General features: G+C 66.0%; 14 protein-coding genes. 11 read left to right on the forward strand and 3 right to left on the reverse strand.

Translation table 11 applies throughout. From position 1 onward, the window contains the following. The first annotated feature begins 319 nt into the window (after positions 1-319). Positions 320-802 carry a transcription elongation factor GreA gene (greA, locus tag JG746_RS13155; RefSeq protein WP_202359342.1) on the forward strand — a complete coding sequence of 161 codons (483 nt, stop codon included), beginning with the start codon at positions 320-322 and terminating at the stop codon, positions 800-802. Here the strand turns inward: greA and JG746_RS13160 are convergent. After that, positions 799-1755, reverse strand: a complete 957-nt coding sequence (locus JG746_RS13160; RefSeq protein WP_202358516.1) for an ornithine cyclodeaminase family protein — start codon at positions 1753-1755, stop codon at positions 799-801. The genes greA and JG746_RS13160 overlap by 4 nt on opposite strands. Positions 1756-2016: 261 nt before the next feature. Between JG746_RS13160 and JG746_RS13165 the strand changes: the two genes are divergently transcribed. Then, positions 2017-2430, forward strand: a complete 414-nt coding sequence (locus JG746_RS13165) for a DOPA 4,5-dioxygenase family protein (RefSeq protein WP_202358517.1) — start codon at positions 2017-2019, stop codon at positions 2428-2430. 199 nt (positions 2431-2629) lie between these two features. Here the strand turns inward: JG746_RS13165 and JG746_RS13170 are convergent, their stop codons facing one another. Continuing rightward, positions 2630-3406, reverse strand: a complete 777-nt coding sequence (locus JG746_RS13170; RefSeq protein WP_202358518.1) for an IclR family transcriptional regulator — start codon at positions 3404-3406, stop codon at positions 2630-2632. A 247-nt stretch (positions 3407-3653) separates the two neighbouring features. Between JG746_RS13170 and JG746_RS13175 the strand changes: the two genes are divergently transcribed. The 6 genes from JG746_RS13175 to JG746_RS13200 all read left to right on the forward strand — a co-directional run bounded on the left by JG746_RS13175 (position 3654) and on the right by JG746_RS13200 (position 11036). Next, positions 3654-5318 (forward strand): amidohydrolase, encoded by a 1665-nt coding sequence (locus JG746_RS13175; RefSeq protein ID WP_202358519.1) that lies wholly within the window; start codon positions 3654-3656, stop codon positions 5316-5318. Continuing rightward, complete coding sequence (locus tag JG746_RS13180) at positions 5305-6387, forward strand: CobW family GTP-binding protein (protein ID WP_202358520.1); 1083 nt, start codon at positions 5305-5307, stop codon at positions 6385-6387. Before JG746_RS13175 ends, JG746_RS13180 begins: the two co-directional genes overlap by 14 nt. 38 nt (positions 6388-6425) lie before the next feature. Then, positions 6426-7610 carry an ABC transporter substrate-binding protein gene (locus JG746_RS13185; protein ID WP_202358521.1) on the forward strand — a complete coding sequence of 395 codons (1185 nt, stop codon included), beginning with the start codon at positions 6426-6428 and terminating at the stop codon, positions 7608-7610. 162 nt (positions 7611-7772) lie between these two features. Then, on the forward strand, positions 7773-8642 hold the full coding sequence (locus tag JG746_RS13190) for a branched-chain amino acid ABC transporter permease (RefSeq protein ID WP_202358522.1): 870 nt from the start codon (positions 7773-7775) through the stop codon (positions 8640-8642). After that, positions 8629-10347: a branched-chain amino acid ABC transporter ATP-binding protein/permease gene (locus tag JG746_RS13195; RefSeq protein ID WP_202358523.1), complete on the forward strand. Its 1719-nt coding sequence runs from the start codon at positions 8629-8631 to the stop codon at positions 10345-10347. The genes JG746_RS13190 and JG746_RS13195 overlap by 14 nt, the downstream gene beginning before the upstream one ends. Further along, on the forward strand, positions 10344-11036 hold the full coding sequence (locus JG746_RS13200; protein WP_202358524.1) for an ABC transporter ATP-binding protein: 693 nt from the start codon (positions 10344-10346) through the stop codon (positions 11034-11036). The genes JG746_RS13195 and JG746_RS13200 overlap by 4 nt, the downstream gene beginning before the upstream one ends. Before the next feature lie 5 nt (positions 11037-11041). Here the strand turns inward: JG746_RS13200 and JG746_RS13205 are convergent, their stop codons facing one another. Further along, positions 11042-12853 carry a dipeptide ABC transporter ATP-binding protein gene (locus JG746_RS13205; RefSeq protein ID WP_202358525.1) on the reverse strand — a complete coding sequence of 604 codons (1812 nt, stop codon included), beginning with the start codon at positions 12851-12853 and terminating at the stop codon, positions 11042-11044. 194 nt (positions 12854-13047) lie between these two features. Here JG746_RS13205 and JG746_RS13210 point away from each other — a divergent pair, with 194 nt between their 5' ends. Genes JG746_RS13210 through JG746_RS13220 form a run of 3 tightly spaced genes read left to right on the forward strand, consistent with a single transcriptional unit; the run spans position 13048 to position 16884 of the window. Continuing rightward, positions 13048-14400, forward strand: coding sequence for an LLM class flavin-dependent oxidoreductase (locus tag JG746_RS13210; protein WP_202358526.1), 1353 nt, complete (start codon positions 13048-13050; stop codon positions 14398-14400). Positions 14401-14412: 12 nt separating this feature from the next. Beyond that, positions 14413-15186, forward strand: coding sequence for a DUF427 domain-containing protein (locus JG746_RS13215; protein WP_202358527.1), 774 nt, complete (start codon positions 14413-14415; stop codon positions 15184-15186). Positions 15187-15231: 45 nt separating this feature from the next. Beyond that, on the forward strand, positions 15232-16884 hold the full coding sequence (locus JG746_RS13220) for an ABC transporter substrate-binding protein (protein WP_202358528.1): 1653 nt from the start codon (positions 15232-15234) through the stop codon (positions 16882-16884). The last annotated feature ends 5 nt before the right edge of the window (positions 16885-16889 follow it).

A 16889-nucleotide genomic window follows, 5' to 3' on the forward strand; every position in this document is an offset into this window, starting at 1 on the left:
AGGCCATATCTGTTTGTCGCCGGCATCAGCAGGTGGTCCTCTTCCAAGAAATCGATGCCAGAGGATATCTGGCACCGGTGGCGGCAGGTTACGGCATTTGGTTCGATGACCATTAATGACTGATTTTGGGCGCATTGCCGTCCGGCAGCTTTTGGCCGCAAAAGAACGGTTGGGTTCTAGCATTGAAGGCAAAGGAGCAGACCTGCCGTCGACCCCCTGTGGGCACTCCGCCGAAGCCAGCCGTCAAATTTGTTGCAGCTTTGTTGTCCCCCATAGTTTATCCCCTAACCAACATCATCCCACACGGAGTTACTCCCCATTGAGCGTAGCCTTTGCCAAGGAGGAAAGCGCGGAGGCGGCATCGGAAACCATCCTGCCGGCTCGGCCGATCTCCGATCGGATCAACCTCGTCACCGAGGCGGGTCTCGAGATGCTAAGAGATGAATTGGCTCGCGCTCGGCAGGCGCTGGAGGCGGCCAGCGTGTTGGAAGATGTCAACGAGAGGCGACGGCAGTCGGCGGTTCCGGTTCGGGATGTCACCTATTATGCCGAACGCGTCCGTACAGCTCAGCTCATGCCGGTGCCGACGTCCAATGACGTGATCGCCTTCGGTCACACCGTTACCTTCGCGCGTGATGATGGCCGCACCCAGACCTTCCGCATCGTCGGCGAGGATGAGGCCAACCCGGCGCAAGCTTCCATCTCGCATGGTTCACCGGTCGCGATCGCGCTGATGGGCAAGGCCATTGGCGATGTTGTCCAGCTGGGGCAGCGCGAACTCGAGATCCTGGCCATTTCCTAGCAGACCACCCCCGCCGCCTTTGCCCGCATGTACACCAGCCCCGCCACCGCCAGATCCCCCACGGCCATGCCCCGGAACACGAACGCCGTGGTCTCGCCCGCACCCTCCCGCCCCGCAAAGTCGCCGCAGACCAGGCCGGTCAGGTCGCCTGCGACCAGTGCTGCGTCGACCAAGGGTTTGGGCATCTGCTTCTCCTGCTCCAGATCGTCGATGACGATGCGGTCGAAGCGGCGCATCGTTGCGGGCAGCCAGGGCAGTGCCAGGTCGGTGATGGCGGCGAAGCTTCCCGGTTTCAGCCAGTTCGCGTCGAGGAACGGTTCGGGTTCGGGCACCAGGGTCACCGTCGACACCACCATGTCGGCTCCCTCCACCGCTTCCCTTGCCGTGTCGCAGGGGATTGCTTCCAGGCCTCGTGATCGCGCCATCTCGCACAGCGCGTCGCGATTGCTTTTGCCCCGGCCGAAGGCGCGGATTTCGCGCAGGGGAAAGAGGTCGGCGAATGCCTCCAAATGGCCACGCGCCTGCACCCCGCAGCCGATGAAGGCGACGGACGACGTATCGTGCCTTGCCAGGCGCCTGGCGGCGACGGCGCTGAGGCCCGCCGTGCGTTTGGCCGTCACCCAATTGCCGTCGACCAGCGCCAGCGGCAGGCCCGTCTCGGCGTCGAGCAGGGTGATCAGCGAATTGAGCGTGGCCAGCCCGCGCGCGGCGTTGCGCGGGTTGACCACCAGCGACTTGGTGGCCAGCACCGGCGGCACGGTGGCGACGCCCAGCGTGGCCATGAAGTAGCGGTCGTCGCCCGGCCACACGGCCGCCTTCGGCGCGCACCAGACTTCGCCCCGCCTCTGGCCTGATATCTGGCGTTCGATCTCGTCGACGATTTCAGGCGTGGAGATCGCCAGGCGATCGAGAACGGCCGACGACAGATAGGGCAGCGTTTCGGCGATGTTCATCTTGTCATGTTCCCCTGGGGATCATCAGGTTACACGATGTGCGCGCTGGCCGGAAAGCCTCGCGGCGCGAGCCCGTGAGCATGCCTGGCCGGGGAGAACCGCGTCCAGGCGTTGCCGATTGTCTGGGCCGATTGTCCTGGGCCGATTGTCCGGGGCCGATCGTCCCGGCCGGCCGGGCAGGGCAGTCGGATGGCCTTGCTTAAAGCCGCGTTCTTGGGCTCAATGGCCGGGTAGCCGCCACGCTGCGAGGAGAGCATTGAGATGAGCAAAGACAGTCCAAGGTCGCTCGCCGAGATCGCCAGCTATCACGCCCATATCTATTTCGACGGGCCGGCCGAGCGGCAGCGTGCCGAATGGCTGCGTTTGCGCATCGGCGAGCGGTTCCGCGTGCGCCTGGGCAATTGGCATGACAAACAGGTCGGCCCGCATGACCAGGCCATGTACCAGGTCTCCTTCGCCAACGCGGTTTTCGGCACGCTGGTTCCGTGGCTGATGCTGAACCATGGCGGCCTGAGCATCCTCATCCACCCGAATACGGAGAACCCCAAGCGCGATCATCTGGTCGATCCGGTCTGGATCGGCCGGCCGCTGGGCGTGCATGGCGACGTGCTGCCGGATGAGCATGAGGCGGAAGAGGCGCTGGAGCCAAACACCGAGCCGACCCTGCCGGCGTAGGGGTTCCGGCGCGGCCGAAATCTCCGATGGTCGCCGGAGATATCTTCCGCGGGGCAATCGCAAAACTGCACGCCCCATCCAAGTTTCGGCACAAATCTGACGCGATCGATTTGCGCGCAGCGTGCATTCCGGTTTCCTCTTCCAAAGAAGCCTCCCACCTTGTCGCGGACTTGCGGCTGGCCGGAACTTGACAGGATGATTATCTCTGCCGCAACGGCAGGGACGCATGCCATTGTTCGCCGGTGAGGTGGGCGGAAATCCTGGCGCCGGCCTCGCGGGCGGCTTGTCCTTGCCTGTCGGCCAGCGCGTCGTCGATGCGCGACACCGGCGAGGCCACCGCCAGCGTTCCCACCGGAAAACCGTCCGAGCCGAGGATGGGGGCGGCGACACTGTGCACGCCTTCCTCATAGCCCTCGGCGCTGCGCGAATAGCCGCGCGTCGCCGCCAGCCGCACGGCTCGCATCACCGCGTCGCGGCTGGTCATGGTGTGCTGGGTGAAGGCGGTCAGCGGCCTGCCGAAATGCGCCTCGATGGTTTCCGAGCGTGAAAAGGCGAGGAAGGCGATGCCGGACGCGGTGCCGTGCAGCGGCAGGATCTGGCCGACATCGACGCTGACGCGGTTGGCCTTTGCCGACAGCTCGACATGCACGGTGAGCAGCGCGCCGGCGCTGAATTCGGAGAGGTGCACGGTCTCGCCGGTCTCCAGCGCCAGCTCGCGCACGATGGGAGCGGCGACGCGCACGAAGGGCAGATGCGCGTCGCGCCTGCGGGCCAAACGGGAGAGGCCGGCGCCGAGGCGGTAGCGGCGGCTCAGCGGTTCCTGCTCGATCAGCCGGTGTTCGGCCAGCGCCACCAGCAGGCGCCGCGCCGTCGCCTTGTCGAGGCCCGACTTGCGGGCAATGTCGGAGAGGCCGATCTCCGGCTCCTTCGGCGTGAAAAGCTCCAGCAGCGAAATCGCCTTGCCGACCGTGCTCATTGCAGGGTTCTCCATTTTACTTATCGTGTTAACTAGTAGATAGTTAGCGTGTGAATTAACTTGACAGCTGCGTCAGCGCCTTGCAGTCTGTCTATAACATACAAAACGTCGGTTCACATGGTGAACCGATACGGGAACAAAAACAACGGCAGGAGCGGTGTAGCGGCAACACCTGAGGTGGCGCCGCCCGCAATGCAAAATGCCGGAACGGTCCGCGCAGGCAACCGGCGGTGAGGAGAGAAACGACATGCCAGACACAAGTGCCGACCTGGTTCTCAGCAATGGCCGCATCTACACGCTGGATCGCAAGCGGCCATGGGCCTCGTCGGTGGCCGTCAAGGGCGGGCGCATCGTGGCGGTGGGCGAGACGGGTGCCGTCGCCGGCCTGACGGGGCCGCAGACGCGCGTCGTCGATCTCGACGGCGCCATGCTGATGCCCGGCATTGTCGACGTGCACGCGCATCTGATGATGGGCGGCCAGGCGGAGCTGTTCGAACTGCGCTTTGCGCCAACCGCAAGCTTCGAGACGTTGATCGCGCGCGTCGGCGAGGCGGCGGCCAAGGCGCGGGAGGGCGCATGGATCATCGGCGGCCAGTGGGGCAGCGATCTCCTGCCGAAGCTGAACACGCTGGAGGCGCTGGCCGCGCTCGACAGTGCCAGCCAGGGCCGGCCGGTGATGCTGCGCGACGACACCTATCACAACAGGTGGATCAACTCGCAGGCTCTGCGCCTCGCCGGTGTTTCGTCAACTACGCCCGATCCGGAAAAAGGCTCGATCGGCCGCGACCCGGCTTCCGGCGCGCCAACCGGCATGATGATCGAATCCGCCGCCGGCATCGTCGAAAGCACCATCGCCAGATCGGGCCATTACACCGAGGAAATGGACCGGGCGGCGATGGCGCGGTCGATCGCCACGCTCAACTCCTATGGCGTCACTGCCTTCCTCGACGCCGCCGCCATGCAGCCGATCCTGGCCGCGCTCAAAGGCCTTGATGATCGCGGCGAGCTGAGCGCCTGGTCGGTGTCGGCCATGCCGGCGGTCGAACCGTCCTTCATGTTCGGCATTGCCGGCGACGAGCTGATCGCGCTGCGCGAGAATTATCGCGGCGTTCATGCGAAGCCGGATTTCGTGAAGATATTCCTCGACGGCGTGCCGGGCGCGCGCACCGCCGCCTTCCACGAGCCCTACACGGACGACCCGATCCTCGGCTGCTGCTTTCGCGGCTCGACCATCGTCACCGTGCCGGAGCTGATCCGCTGGGTCGGCAAATGCGAGAAGCTCGGGCTCGGCGTGAAGATCCACTGCGCGGGCGACGCAGCCGTCAGCCAGGCGCTCGACGCCATCGACGTCGTGCGCTCCTTCAACGGGCCGACCAAACTCATCCACCACATCGCGCACGCCAGCTACATCGCGCCCGACGACATTGCCCGCTTCGCCGAGTTGGGCGTTGCCGCCGACCTCTCGCCTTTCCTGTGGTATCCGACCAGCTTCCTCGAAGGCCACAAGCAGACGATGGGCGACGCGCGGGCCCAACGCTTCTGGCCGAACAAGGATCTGCTCGAGGCCGGCGCGCTGCTTGCCGGCGGCTCCGACTGGCCGGTGATGCCCAATCCCGATCCGTGGGACGGCATCGAAGGGTTGGTGACGCGGCGCAACCCGAGCGGCGCGTTCAAGGGCGCCGCCCTGTGGCCGGAACAGGCGCTCGATGTCGCCACCGCGCTTGAAATCTTCACCATCAACTCGGCCCGCGCCATTGGGCTCGCCGACACGGTCGGCTCGATCGAGATCGGCAAGTCGGCCGACTTCATCAAGCTCGACCGCAACGTGCTGGAAACGCCCGCCGACGAGATCGCCGACACCAAGGTGCTGACCACCTGGTTCGAAGGGAGGGTGGTGTATGAGCGGGACTGACCGCGCCATCCCGGTGACCGTGCTGACCGGCTTCCTCGGCTCGGGCAAGACCACGGTGCTCAACCGGCTGCTGCGCCGGCCGTCGCTGGCCGGGGCCGCCGTCATCATCAACGAGTTCGGCGCCATCGGGCTCGACCATCTGCTGATCGAGGCCAGCGAAGAGCAGTTCACGCTGCTCGACAATGGCTGCGTCTGCTGCACGGTGCGCGGCGATCTGGTGGCGACGCTGAAGGCGCTCGACCGGCGCAGCCGTGCCGGCGAGGTGCCTGACCTGACCCACGTCGTCATCGAGACGACGGGGCTGGCCGATCCCGCCCCCATCCTGCACACGCTGATGGCCGAGCCGGAACTCGCCGGCCGCTACTACGTCGCCGGCGTCGTCACCACGGTCGATGCGGTGAATGGCTGGTCGACGCTCGACCGCCATGCCGAGGCGGCCAAGCAAGTGGCGGTCGCCGACCGGCTGCTGGTGACCAAGACCGACCTGGTTTTGGCCGAAGCGCTAAGCGAGTTGCAGCGTCGGCTGGCAGTCCTCGCGCCGGCGGCGCGGCAAAGCCTGGCGCATAATGGCGAGGCCGATTTCGACATCCTCGATGTCAGGCATGTTGGCGCGGCGGCCGAGCCGGACAAGATCGCGGCCTGGCCGGAGATGGCTGGGCAGGAATGCGATCCTGATTGCGCGCGTGATCACGCGCATCATCACGGCCATCACCATGCCCACGCGCACCATGGCATCCAGTCCTACAGCTTCGTCATCGACGAGCCTGTCGAGTGGGCGGCCTTCGCGCGCTGGCTCGATTATGTCGCGGCGCTGAAGGGCGAGGACCTGCTGCGGTTCAAGGGGCTGGTGCATGTCACCGAGCAGCCGGAGCGGCCGCTGGTGCTGCACGGCGTGCAGCATGTCTTCCATCCGCCGGTGCGGCTCGATGCCTGGCCGTCGGCCGACCGGCGCACGCGGCTGGTGTTCATCGTGCGCGACATTGCGCGGGAGACCATCGCACGCACGCTGACCAAATTCGCGGCCATCGATGCCGCCAGCATCAGGGCGCCGGATCGCGCCGCCGCATGATCAGAAAATGATTCAGGAAAACCAGGGGAGTGACTGACATGCAATGGAAATCCAGCCTGCTCGCGGCGGCCTTCGCCGGCATCGGCCTTGCGGCAACAGCCGGCACGGCGTCGGCCGCCGGCCCGACCTGCAAGGACGGGACGATCAAGGTCGGCGCGGTGTCGACCATCACCGGCCCGGCCGATTTCAGCGAGGTGCCGAAGGCGACCCAGGCGGCCTTCGATGCGGTCAATGCCGCCGGCGGAATCAATGGCTGCAAGATCGACTACACGATCGCCGACGACAAGGCCGATCCGGCGGTCGCGGCACAAGCCGCGCGCGACCTGATCGACAACAAGGAAGCGGTGGCGCTGGTCGGCTCGGGCAGCCTGCTCGACTGCGCCGTCAATTCCGCCACCTACAGCCGCAAGAAGATCCTGTCGGTGCAGGGCCTCGGCGTCGACGCCGCATGCTTTTCCTCGCCCAACGTGGCGCCGGTCAATGTCGGGCCCTATACGCTCTCCACCGCGATGGCCTGGTACGCCACCAACCAGCTGAAGAGCGAGAAGCTCTGCGCCTTCTTCATCATCATCGGCGGCACGCAGGAGGCCTACAAGAAGGCGATCGAGAACTGGGAAAAGATCTCCGGCAAGAAGATCCATCTCATCGACCTGACGCTGCCCTTCCAGGGTGATCTCACACCCTATGTCATCAAGGCGCGCGACGCCGGCTGCGACGCGGTGCTGACCAACCAGGTCGAACCGCAAGTGGTGCAGCTGATCAAGACCGTCGACGCGCAGAAGATATCAGGCATCAACTGGCTGTTCCTGGCGCCCGGCTACACCGAGCAGGTCGCCTCGGCGCTGGCCGACACCAAACAGCCGATCTATGTCGGCACCGAATGGGAGCCCTTCACCGAGAAGAGCTCGGCCGCCAATGCGCAATGGGTGGCCGACATGCAGAAGGCCGGCCGGCCGCTGACCGCCTTCTCGCAGGGCGGCTATCTCGCCGCGCAGCTGTTTGTGAAAGTGGTGGCGTCGATTGACGGCGAGGTGACGCGCGAGAGCGTGAGCAAGGCGCTGCACGAGATGCAGCCGATCACCAATCCGCTCGCCGGCAGCCCTTACGTCTTCGGCACGGCGAAGATGCATTCGCCGATGCAGTCGACCAAGGTGATGAAGCTGGAAAAGGGCGCCTGGACGGTCGAGACGCCGGACTGGGTCGTGCTGCCGCAGGCGAAGTAGCGTCCTCCCGGGGCGTTGGCGCCGCTCCTCACCTGCCTGCCGGCATTCAGGCCCTTTCTCCCCGTTCGTGAGGAGAAATGTCCGGCAGGACAATGAGGGGCGGCGCCTACCTCGCCGAGGAGTTCGGCACGAGGCCTGTCACATCTCCAGACTGGGAATCCGATGAACGCATTGCTTACATCCGCCGTGGCGGGGCTGACAGCCGGAGGTACCTATGCCTTGCTCGGCGTCTGCGCCGTCTTCACCTACCGGCTGGTCGCCGTGGTCAACTTCACCGGCGCGGCCATCGGCACGGCCGGCACCTTCGTGCTGATCGCGCTCTATGAAGCCGGTTTCCCGATCTGGCCGTCGGTGCTGGCCGGCATCGCCGTCGGAACGGTGGTGGGCGTGGCCATCGGCTATATCATGACGCGGTGGTTCGGCGAGGCCAGCGCCTCGACCAAGGCGGCGGTCACCGTGGCCTTGCTGGTCGGCATCATCGCCATCGGCCTGCGGCTGACCGGCGGCCAGCATCCGCACAACATGCCGGAACTGTTTCCCGGCTCCGCCTTCCGCATGGCCGGCGTCGAGGTGACGATCGCCTCGGTGCTGACCATCGGGCTGGCGGCGCTGTTCACCGTGCTTGCCGACCTGTTCCTCAACAACACCAAGGTCGGGCTCAATCTGCGCGCACTGGCCGACCGGCCGATGGCGGCCGAACTGCTCGGCATCCGGGTGCAGCTGCTGTCGCTTCTGGTCTGGGGCATGACCGGCGCTTTCACCACCTTCGCGCTGATGATCATCGCGCCGCAGCGCTCGCCGAACTTCATGACGCTCAGCCTGCTGGTCGTGCCCGCCCTTGCGGCCGCCCTTGTCGGCCTGTTCCGCAGTTTCTGGCGCACGCTCGCCGGCGGCATCGGGCTTGGCCTTGTCGAGGGCATGGCAAGCTCGGTCGACAGCATCAGCCAGTATCGCAGCGCCATTCCGTTCCTGGTCGTGCTTGCCGTTCTCTTGTGGTCGCAACGGGAGGCCCGTTGGGATGAAGCGCGCTAGTCTGAAGGCCTCGCTGATCGTCATTGCCGCAGCACTTGTCGCCGGCAGTGTCGCCTTGCTCGGCCTGCTGCCGTCCTACTGGGTGTTTCTGGCCACTTCGGTGCTGATCACCGGCGTCGCCTTGCAGAGCCTCGGCCTCGTCGCCGGCCGCACCGGCATGATCGCGCTTTGCCAGATGTCGTTCGCCGGCGTCGGCGCCTGGACCGTCGGCTACCTCAACCTTGCCGAGGCGCCGGGCGGACTGCCCGTCTGGATCCTCATCGGCGGCTTGGCGGCGGTGCCGCTCGGCGTCGCCATCGGCCTGCCGGCGCTCAGGCTGCGCGGCATCAATCTTGCCATCGTCACGCTGTCCTTCGCCACCGCCTTCGACACCATACTGGCGACCATGACCTATCCCGGACAGACCGACTTCCTGCAGGTGCCGCGACCGGAATTGTTCGACAGCGACGAAGGCTATTTCGTCTTTGTGCTGCTGTTCTACGTGGTGATCGCGGTGGCGCTGGAAGTGCTCAGCCGTTCGCGGCTCGGCGCCTCCTGGCTGGCGGTGCGGCATTCCGAACGCGCGGCCGCCGCGCATGGCGTCAGCATCGCCACCGCCAAGCTGTCGGCCTTCGCCATTTCAGCTTTCATCGCCGGCATTTCCGGTGGGCTGCTGGCCGGCTATCTCGGCACGCTGGTCTCCGAGAATTTTGGCATGATGCAGTCGCTGTCGCTCTACGCCGTGGCGGTCATGACCGGCGCGCATTTCGCCGAGGGAGCGATCATCGGCGGGCTGCTGGTGGTGATGTTCCCGGAAATCCTGCGCCGGCTCGACCTGCCGCAGGACATCGGCAATGTGCTGTTCGCCATCGGCGCCACGCAGGCGCTGTCGACAGGCGAGACGATGAGCGAGACCTTCCGGCGGCAGTTGCGCAAGATGCTGCCGGCGCGCGTCAAGGCAGCTGTATCGGCGCCGGCAAGCGACCTGCCGAGCCCGGTCAGCCGCGCCGCCGGCCCGGCGCTCAGCATCGACAAACTCACCGTGCGCTATGGCAGCGTGGTGGCGCTCGACGGCGTCAGCCTGACGGTCGCCGCCGGCACCGTCGCCGGGCTGATCGGTCCCAATGGCGCCGGCAAGTCGACCTTCATCGACGCCGTTGCCGGCTTCCTTGCGGGCTATGAAGGCAGCATCAAACTTGGCGACAAGCCGCTGGAAGGCATGCCGGCGCATCTGCGCGCCCGCGCCGGGGTGCGCCGGACCTGGCAGACCAACCGGATCGCGCCCGAACTCACCGTGGGCGGCTATCTGGCGCTGGCGGCCAAGGGCCTGTCGGCGAGCGAGACCAAAGCGATCCTTGGCTGGCTGGATTGTCCCGATCCCGACACGCTGGTGGTGTCGGTGGATGCCGGCACCAGGCGCCTGCTCGACGTCGCCGGCGTGGTCGCGGCGCGCCCGGCCGTGGTGCTGCTCGACGAGCCAGCCGCCGGCCAGTCGCACGAGGAGAGCGTGCGGCTGGGGCAACGCATCGCCGAGATCCCAAAGCTGTTCGGCTCGGCGGTGCTGTTGGTCGAGCACGACATGGACCTGGTGCGGGCGGTCTGCTCGCAGGTGACGGTGCTCGATTTCGGCCGCGTCATCGCCTCCGGCCCGCCGGCCAAGGTGCTCGACCAGGGGTCGGTGAAGAAGGCCTATCTCGGCATCGAGGAAGAGAGCGTGGCGGCATGAGCAAGCTCGTCGTTTCCAACCTGTCGATCAACCGCGCCGAATTGCCGGTCGTGTCGTCACTCGACATAGCGGTCGAAAGCGGCGCCATCAGCGTCGTGCTCGGCGCCAACGGCGCCGGCAAGACGACGCTGCTCGAAGGTCTGTCAGGCATCATCCCGGTCGCCGGGGGCACCATCGCCATCGATGGCCACGAGATCCAGAAGGCACGGCCGGGCGTGCGCTCACGCGAGGGCCTCGCCCATGTCGAGCAGGGCCGTACCGTGTTCCGCCAGCTTACCACCGAGGAGAACCTTCGGGTGAGCCTGCATCCGGGGTCCGATGTCGCGGAAGCCTATGCGCTGTTTCCCGAACTGGTGCAGCGCCGCACGGTGAAGGCCAGCCTGCTTTCGGGCGGCGAACAGCAGATGCTGGTAATCGCCCGCGCGCTGCTGACACGGCCCAAGGTGCTGCTGATCGACGAGATGTCGGCGGGGCTGGCGCCGGTCATCGTCACACGGCTGATGAGCGCGGTGCGCAAGCTCGCCGACAATGGGCTGGCGGTGCTGCTGGTCGAGCAGTTCGCGGCGCTCGCCTTGTCGATCGGCAACCGCGCCTATGTCATGCGGCGCGGCCGCGTCGTCCATGACGGCGACTGCCTAAAATTGCTCAAGTCGCCGGCTAAACTGCACCGGCTTTATCTCGGCGGATAAGGCGGTTAGCCGGCGCGCTTCCAGCAGGCGATGAAATGGCCTGATGCAATCTCCTTGGCCACCGGTTGGGCGGCATGGCAGCCGGCGTCCGCCAGCGGGCAGCGGCCCGCGAAGGCGCAGCCGCCGGGGCCGGCTTCGAGGGCCGTCTGCGCTTCGGCCAGGGTCGTCGCTTGGCCATCGTTGGAAGACGCGGCCAACAGCATCTGCGTGTAGGGATGGTTGGGGCCGGCGAAGATCTGGTCGGAGGAACCGGTCTCGACCAGGCGGCCGCGATAGAGCACGCCGATGCGGTCGGCCATGTAGCGCACGACCCTCAGATCGTGGCTGATGAAGAGGTAGGCGGTATCCTCTTTCTTCTGCAGGTCGTTGAGCAGGTTGAGCACGGTCGCCTGCACCGAGACGTCGAGCGCCGAGGTCGGCTCGTCCAGGACCACCAGCCGCGGCAGGCCGGCGAAGGCGCGCGCAATGGCCGTGCGCTGGCGCTGGCCGCCTGAGAGTGTGCCGGGTTTCTGCTCCGATGTCGTGCGGGCGAGGCGGACCGATGCCAGGAGGTCACTGATGCGCTGCGGCACGGCGCGGCGCGGCAGGCCGGCCAGGCGGCGCAACGGGCGGCCGAGGATGCGGCCGATGCGCTGGCGCGGATTGAGCGTGCGGTCGGGCGACTGGAACACCATCTGCACGTCGCGCCGCTCGCTCGCCTGCCGCCGCTCGACCAGCGGCGCCACGGTCTTGCCGAACAGCGCGACCGTGCCCGCCGTCGGCGGCTGCAGGCCGGTGACGATGCGGGCCAGCGTCGATTTGCCGGAACCGGATTCGCCGATCAGCCCAAAAGTCTCGCCACTGGCGATGTCGAGGTCGATGCCGTGCAGCACCGGCTGGCCTCCGAAGGATTGCTTTATCCCACGGCAAGAGACGGCGATTTTGTGCTCCAATGCGGGCAGGGCGCTTTCCGTTTGCTCGCGGGCCGGCACGTCCGAAGCCAGGTCCACCGGGCTGGCATCCTCGGCCAGCCTGCCGTCGCGCTTGGTGCGGCTGAGCGTGGGAATGGCGGCGACCAGCGCTCGTGTATAGGCGTGGCGCGGGTTGTCGAACACGTCAGCGGCGGCACCGGTTTCGACAATCGAGCCGGCCTGCATCACCGACACCCGGTCGCAGGAGCGGCGGATCAGGTTGATGTCGTGGCTGATCAGCAGGATCGAGGTGCGGTGCTCGCGGCGCAGATCGTCGAGGATGGCGATGATCTCGGACTGGACGCTGGCGTCGAGCGCCGTGGTCGGCTCGTCCATCACCAGCAGTGCGGGGTCCAGCGCGATGGCAATGGCGATGTTGGCGCGCTGCTGCATGCCGCCCGACAGTTCATGCGGATAGAGCCGCAGCACGCGTTCGGGGTTGCCGACTCGCACGCGGCTCAGAAGTTGGGCCGCACGGCCAAGCGCATCGTCGTGATGCATCGGGCGATGGCGCAGGATCGTCTCGGTGATCTGGCCGCCAATGGTCATGCTCGGGTTCAGCGCCGAGCCCGGATGCTGGTAGACGGCGGCGATGCGGTCACCGCGCAGCCGACGCAGCTGGTCGGCGGAGAGGTTGCGGATCTCGCGGTTTTCGAAGGCCAACTGCGCGGCCTCGACCCGGGCATGCCTGGGCAGATAGCGCAGCACCGCCAGCGCCACCGAGCTCTTGCCCGAACCGGATTCGCCGACCAGCCCGAGCGCTTCGCCCTGGCCGATGGAGAGCGAAATGTCATCGACCGCGCGATGGATGCGCCTGGCTCCGGCATAGGAAACGGAGAGGCGCTCGACATTCAAGACTGAAGACATGGAGGACCGGAAACCACTTTCTGTCCGCGCGGCGATCAAGGGCAATCGCTTCCGCTTTCATATGGAACAATCTCTATAAAATTACTCGAATTAAGCTCGAGCGCAATCTAACTTTCGCTGACTGGACAATTTTCGGGGCACGGCCACAGGCCGCAGCGCCGGCGGTTTTCCGCATCCGCAGGGAAGGTATCGAGATGTCGCACATGATCCTCAGCGCGTTCTTCTTCAACCCGCAGGGCGACCACCGCATGGCCTGGCGCCACCCCCGCGCGCCGGGCCGCGAAGTGCTCGATTTCGACTATTATCGCGAACTGGTGCAGGCGGCCGAACGGGCACGCATCGACACCATCTTCGTCGCCGACCACGTGTCGATCTGGGATTCGGTCAAGAGCGGCGTCGCGCATTACGCCAATGCCCGCCTCGAACCGTTGACGCTGCTGTCGGCGCTGGCCGCGGTGACCAAACATATCGGCCTGATCACCACGGCGTCGAGCTCCTACAGCGAGCCCTACAATGTCGCGCGGCTGTTCGCCTCGCTCGACCATCTCAGCAAGGGCAGGGCGTCGTGGAACGTCGTCACCTCGGCGATGGACGAGGAGGCGCGCAATTTCGGCCGAGACGGCAATATCGAACACGCCTTCCGCTATGAGCGGGCCGGCGAATTCCTCGATATCGTCAAGGCGCTGTGGGACAGCTGGGAAGACGAGTCGCTCCTCATCGACAAGGAGACGGGCTATTTCGCCGATCCCGACAAGGTCCATCCGATCGACCACAAGGGCAAGCACTTCAAGGTGCGCGGGCCGCTCAACGTGTCGCGGCCGCCGCAGGGCCATCCGCTGATCGTCCAGGCCGGTTCGTCCGAGGACGGCAAGAATTTCGCCACGGCGCAAGCCGATGCGCATTTCGCCATCTACAGCACCAGGGAAGACGGCATCAAGTACCGCCAGGACATCAACGAGCGGCTGGCGCGCCATGGCCGGCGGCCGGAAAGCTTCAAGATCCTGCCCGGCATCCTGCCCATCGTCGCCGCTTCGGAGGCCGAAGGCCGCGACAAGCAGGAGTATCTGCAGAGCCTGCTGCCCGACCAGGTCGGCATCGACCTGTTGTCGAGCTGGAGCGGCGTCGACCTTTCGGCCTATCCGCCGGACGGACCGCTGCCGCCGCTGCCGGACGAGAGCACCTTCAATGGCGGGCGCACCTCGCTCAACCGCGTCAAGCAATGGTCGAAGCAGAATCTCAGCCTGCGCGACATTGCCCGCAAGCTCGCCAACAGCGGCTCGGTGCCGAACGTTGCCGGCACGCCGAAGCAGATCGCCGACCAGCTCGAGGACTGGTTCGTCGCGGGTGCGGCCGACGGCTTCAACCTGATGTTCCCGCTGCTGCCCGAGGACTGGGTGAATTTCGCCGAACAGGTGGTGCCGGAATTGCAGCGTCGCGGCCTCGTCCCGACCGAATACGCGCCGGGCACCTTGCGCGACCGTTTCGGGCTTGCCCGCCCCGCCAACCGCTTCGCCGAGCAGCGCGCCAATGCGCGCGCCGTATCCTGAGAGGGGACAGCCATGACCGCCGCACCAAACCTCCAGCCCCGCGAAGCCAGCGCTCCGCGCCTCGTCAATGTGCTGCACAGCCCCAAGCGCGTGCGCGTCAAATTCGGCGGCCGCACCATCGCCGACAGCCGCAACGTGCTGGTGCTGCGTTCCAACCATTTCCTGCCGATCTATTTCTTCCCGCCGTCCTCGGTCGATGTGTCGGTGCTGAAACCTTCCGCGCACCGCGAGCCGCACGCGGTCGGCGGCGAGACCGCCTATTGGGACATAGACAGCGGCGACAGGCGCGCCGCCAATGCGGCGTGGTCGTTCACGGCACCGCCGGACGAAAATCTTTCGCCGCTTGCCGGCCGCATCGCCTTCACCTGGAAAGCGGTCGACCAGTGGTTCGAGGAGGAAGAGGAAGTCTTCGTCCACGCCCGCGATCCCTATGCGCGCATCGACGTGCTGCACAGTTCCAGCCATGTGCAGGTCTGGTTCGACGGCGACATCATCGCCGACAGCAAGCGCCCGGTGCTGCTGTTCGAGACCCTTCTGCCGACGCGGTTCTATCTGCCGCCGGATGATGTCCGGCTGGAGCGGCTGACGGCGTCCAATTCGACGACGCGATGTCCCTACAAGGGCATCGCCTCCTACTGGTCGGGTCTTTTGAAGGACGGTTCGGTTCGGCCGGACATTGCCTGGAGCTACCGCGACCCGATCGACGAAATGCCGAAAGTCAAAGGGCTGATCGCCTTCTATCCGCAAGCGGTCGACCGCATCCATCTCGACGGCCAGCCGGCCTGACGGCGGCTTTTTCTCCCCCATCCTCCCATTGATGAGAGACTGACAATGACGAAACGTTCCGACATCGATCTTCTGCGCAACCAGTCGACGCGCGGCCACACAGGCGACATCTGGAATGTCGCGGTGGACGAATATGCGCAAGGCTTCCTCAAGCGCCGCGACCTCCTGAAATACGCCGCACTCCTCGGCCTCGCCGGCTTTGCCGCCTCGCAGGGCCTGTTCACGCCGGGCGCGGCACGCGCGGCGACACCTGGGGGCACGGTCCGCGTCGGCCTCGGCCAGCCGACCAAGGCGATCGATCCCGTCACCATCACCGACCCGGCCAGCATCGGCGTGATCAGCCAGGTCGGCGAATATCTGATCCTCGACGATCCCAAGGACGGACTGCAGCCGAAGCTTGCGGTCTCGTGGGAAGCCGACGAGACGGCCAAGCGCTGGACGTTCAAATTGCGGCCGGGCGTGAAATTCCACGATGGCCGCACGGTCACGGCCAAGGACGTGGTGGCGAGCTTCGAACGGCTGGTCGATCCGGCCAGCGGCTCGTCGGCGCTGTCGGCCTATAAGGGCATCCTCTCCAAGGGCGGCGCCAAGGTCGTCGACGACGAAACCGTCGCCTTCGATCTCGACCAGTCGAACAGCAATTTCCCGTTCTACGTTTCCTCCGATGTCTACAACGCCGTCATCGTGCCATCAGACTATGCCGGCGATTTCGAGAAGACGTTCAACGGCACCGGACCTTTCAAGCTGGAGTCCTTCCGTCCCAAGCAGGGCGCCAGCTTCGTGCGCAACCCGGACTATTGGGGCGACAAAGCGCTGCCCGACCGGGTCGAGATCAAGTTCTTCGACGACGAGCAGGCGCAGGTGCTGGCCTTGCAGGCCGGCCAGCTCGACGTGATCCCTTCCACCACGCGGTTGGAGCTGGCGATCGAGGGCAATCCCAATTTCAAGCTGCTCAGTGTGCAGGCCAGCTCGCATGATCCGGCGCATCTGCGAACCGACCAGGCGCCGTTCACCGACAAGCGCGTGCGCCGCGCGCTGGCGCTGACCATCGACCGCGAGGCGGTGGTCAAGGGTCTGCTGAAGGGCCGCGCCGTCGTCGGCAACGACACGCCGTTCGCGCCGATCTTCCCATCGGCCGATCCGTCGGTGCCGCAGCGCAAGCAGGACATCACCGAAGCCAAGCGGCTGCTTGGCGAGGCCGGCGTGCCCAACGGCTTCGAGGTGACGCTGACCACCGAGCGCGCCTACGACATTCCCGACTATGCCGTGATCATCCAGAACTTCGCCAAGAAGGCCGGCATCGACATCAAGCTCAACGTGCTGCCGCAGGATGCTTATTACGGCTCGGCGACGTTCGGCAGTTCGCCATGGCTGGACTCCAATCTCGGCATCACCGATTTCGGCCATCGCGGCACGCCCGACATCTTCCTCAACGCGACGCTGAAGAGCTCGGGCGCCTGGAACGCGGCGCATTTCAACAATCCGGATTATGACGCGCTGCTCATCGACTACGGCAAGGCTCGCGACCTGCAGGCGCAGCGCGTGGCCGCCGGCAAGATCCAGACGCTGCTGCTCGACGAGACGCCGCTGATCATCAGCTATTTCTCGCAATACAGCCGCATCGTCTCCTCGAAGGTCGAGGGCGTGCGCTTCACCGCCATCTCGCACCTGCTGCTCGACAAGGTGTCGTTCGTGTGACCGCC

The organism is Mesorhizobium sp. 113-3-3, assembly GCF_016756495.1.
Classification (GTDB): Bacteria; Pseudomonadota; Alphaproteobacteria; order Rhizobiales; family Rhizobiaceae; genus Mesorhizobium.

What these genes read in the sequence shown, in the direction of transcription:
- JG746_RS13160 (WP_202358516.1), bottom strand. Translation starts at nt 1,755, where the DNA reads ATGAACATCGCCGAAACGCTGCCCTATCTGTCGTCGGCCGTTCTCGAT.
- JG746_RS13165 (WP_202358517.1), top strand. Translation starts at nt 2,017, where the DNA reads ATGAGCAAAGACAGTCCAAGGTCGCTCGCCGAGATCGCCAGCTATCAC.
- JG746_RS13170 (WP_202358518.1), bottom strand. Translation starts at nt 3,406, where the DNA reads ATGAGCACGGTCGGCAAGGCGATTTCGCTGCTGGAGCTTTTCACGCCG.
- JG746_RS13175 (WP_202358519.1), top strand. Translation starts at nt 3,654, where the DNA reads ATGCCAGACACAAGTGCCGACCTGGTTCTCAGCAATGGCCGCATCTAC.
- JG746_RS13180 (WP_202358520.1), top strand. Translation starts at nt 5,305, where the DNA reads ATGAGCGGGACTGACCGCGCCATCCCGGTGACCGTGCTGACCGGCTTC.
- JG746_RS13185 (WP_202358521.1), top strand. Translation starts at nt 6,426, where the DNA reads ATGCAATGGAAATCCAGCCTGCTCGCGGCGGCCTTCGCCGGCATCGGC.
- JG746_RS13190 (WP_202358522.1), top strand. Translation starts at nt 7,773, where the DNA reads ATGAACGCATTGCTTACATCCGCCGTGGCGGGGCTGACAGCCGGAGGT.
- JG746_RS13195 (WP_202358523.1), top strand. Translation starts at nt 8,629, where the DNA reads ATGAAGCGCGCTAGTCTGAAGGCCTCGCTGATCGTCATTGCCGCAGCA.
- JG746_RS13200 (WP_202358524.1), top strand. Translation starts at nt 10,344, where the DNA reads ATGAGCAAGCTCGTCGTTTCCAACCTGTCGATCAACCGCGCCGAATTG.
- JG746_RS13205 (WP_202358525.1), bottom strand. Translation starts at nt 12,853, where the DNA reads ATGTCTTCAGTCTTGAATGTCGAGCGCCTCTCCGTTTCCTATGCCGGA.
- JG746_RS13210 (WP_202358526.1), top strand. Translation starts at nt 13,048, where the DNA reads ATGTCGCACATGATCCTCAGCGCGTTCTTCTTCAACCCGCAGGGCGAC.
- JG746_RS13215 (WP_202358527.1), top strand. Translation starts at nt 14,413, where the DNA reads ATGACCGCCGCACCAAACCTCCAGCCCCGCGAAGCCAGCGCTCCGCGC.
- JG746_RS13220 (WP_202358528.1), top strand. Translation starts at nt 15,232, where the DNA reads ATGACGAAACGTTCCGACATCGATCTTCTGCGCAACCAGTCGACGCGC.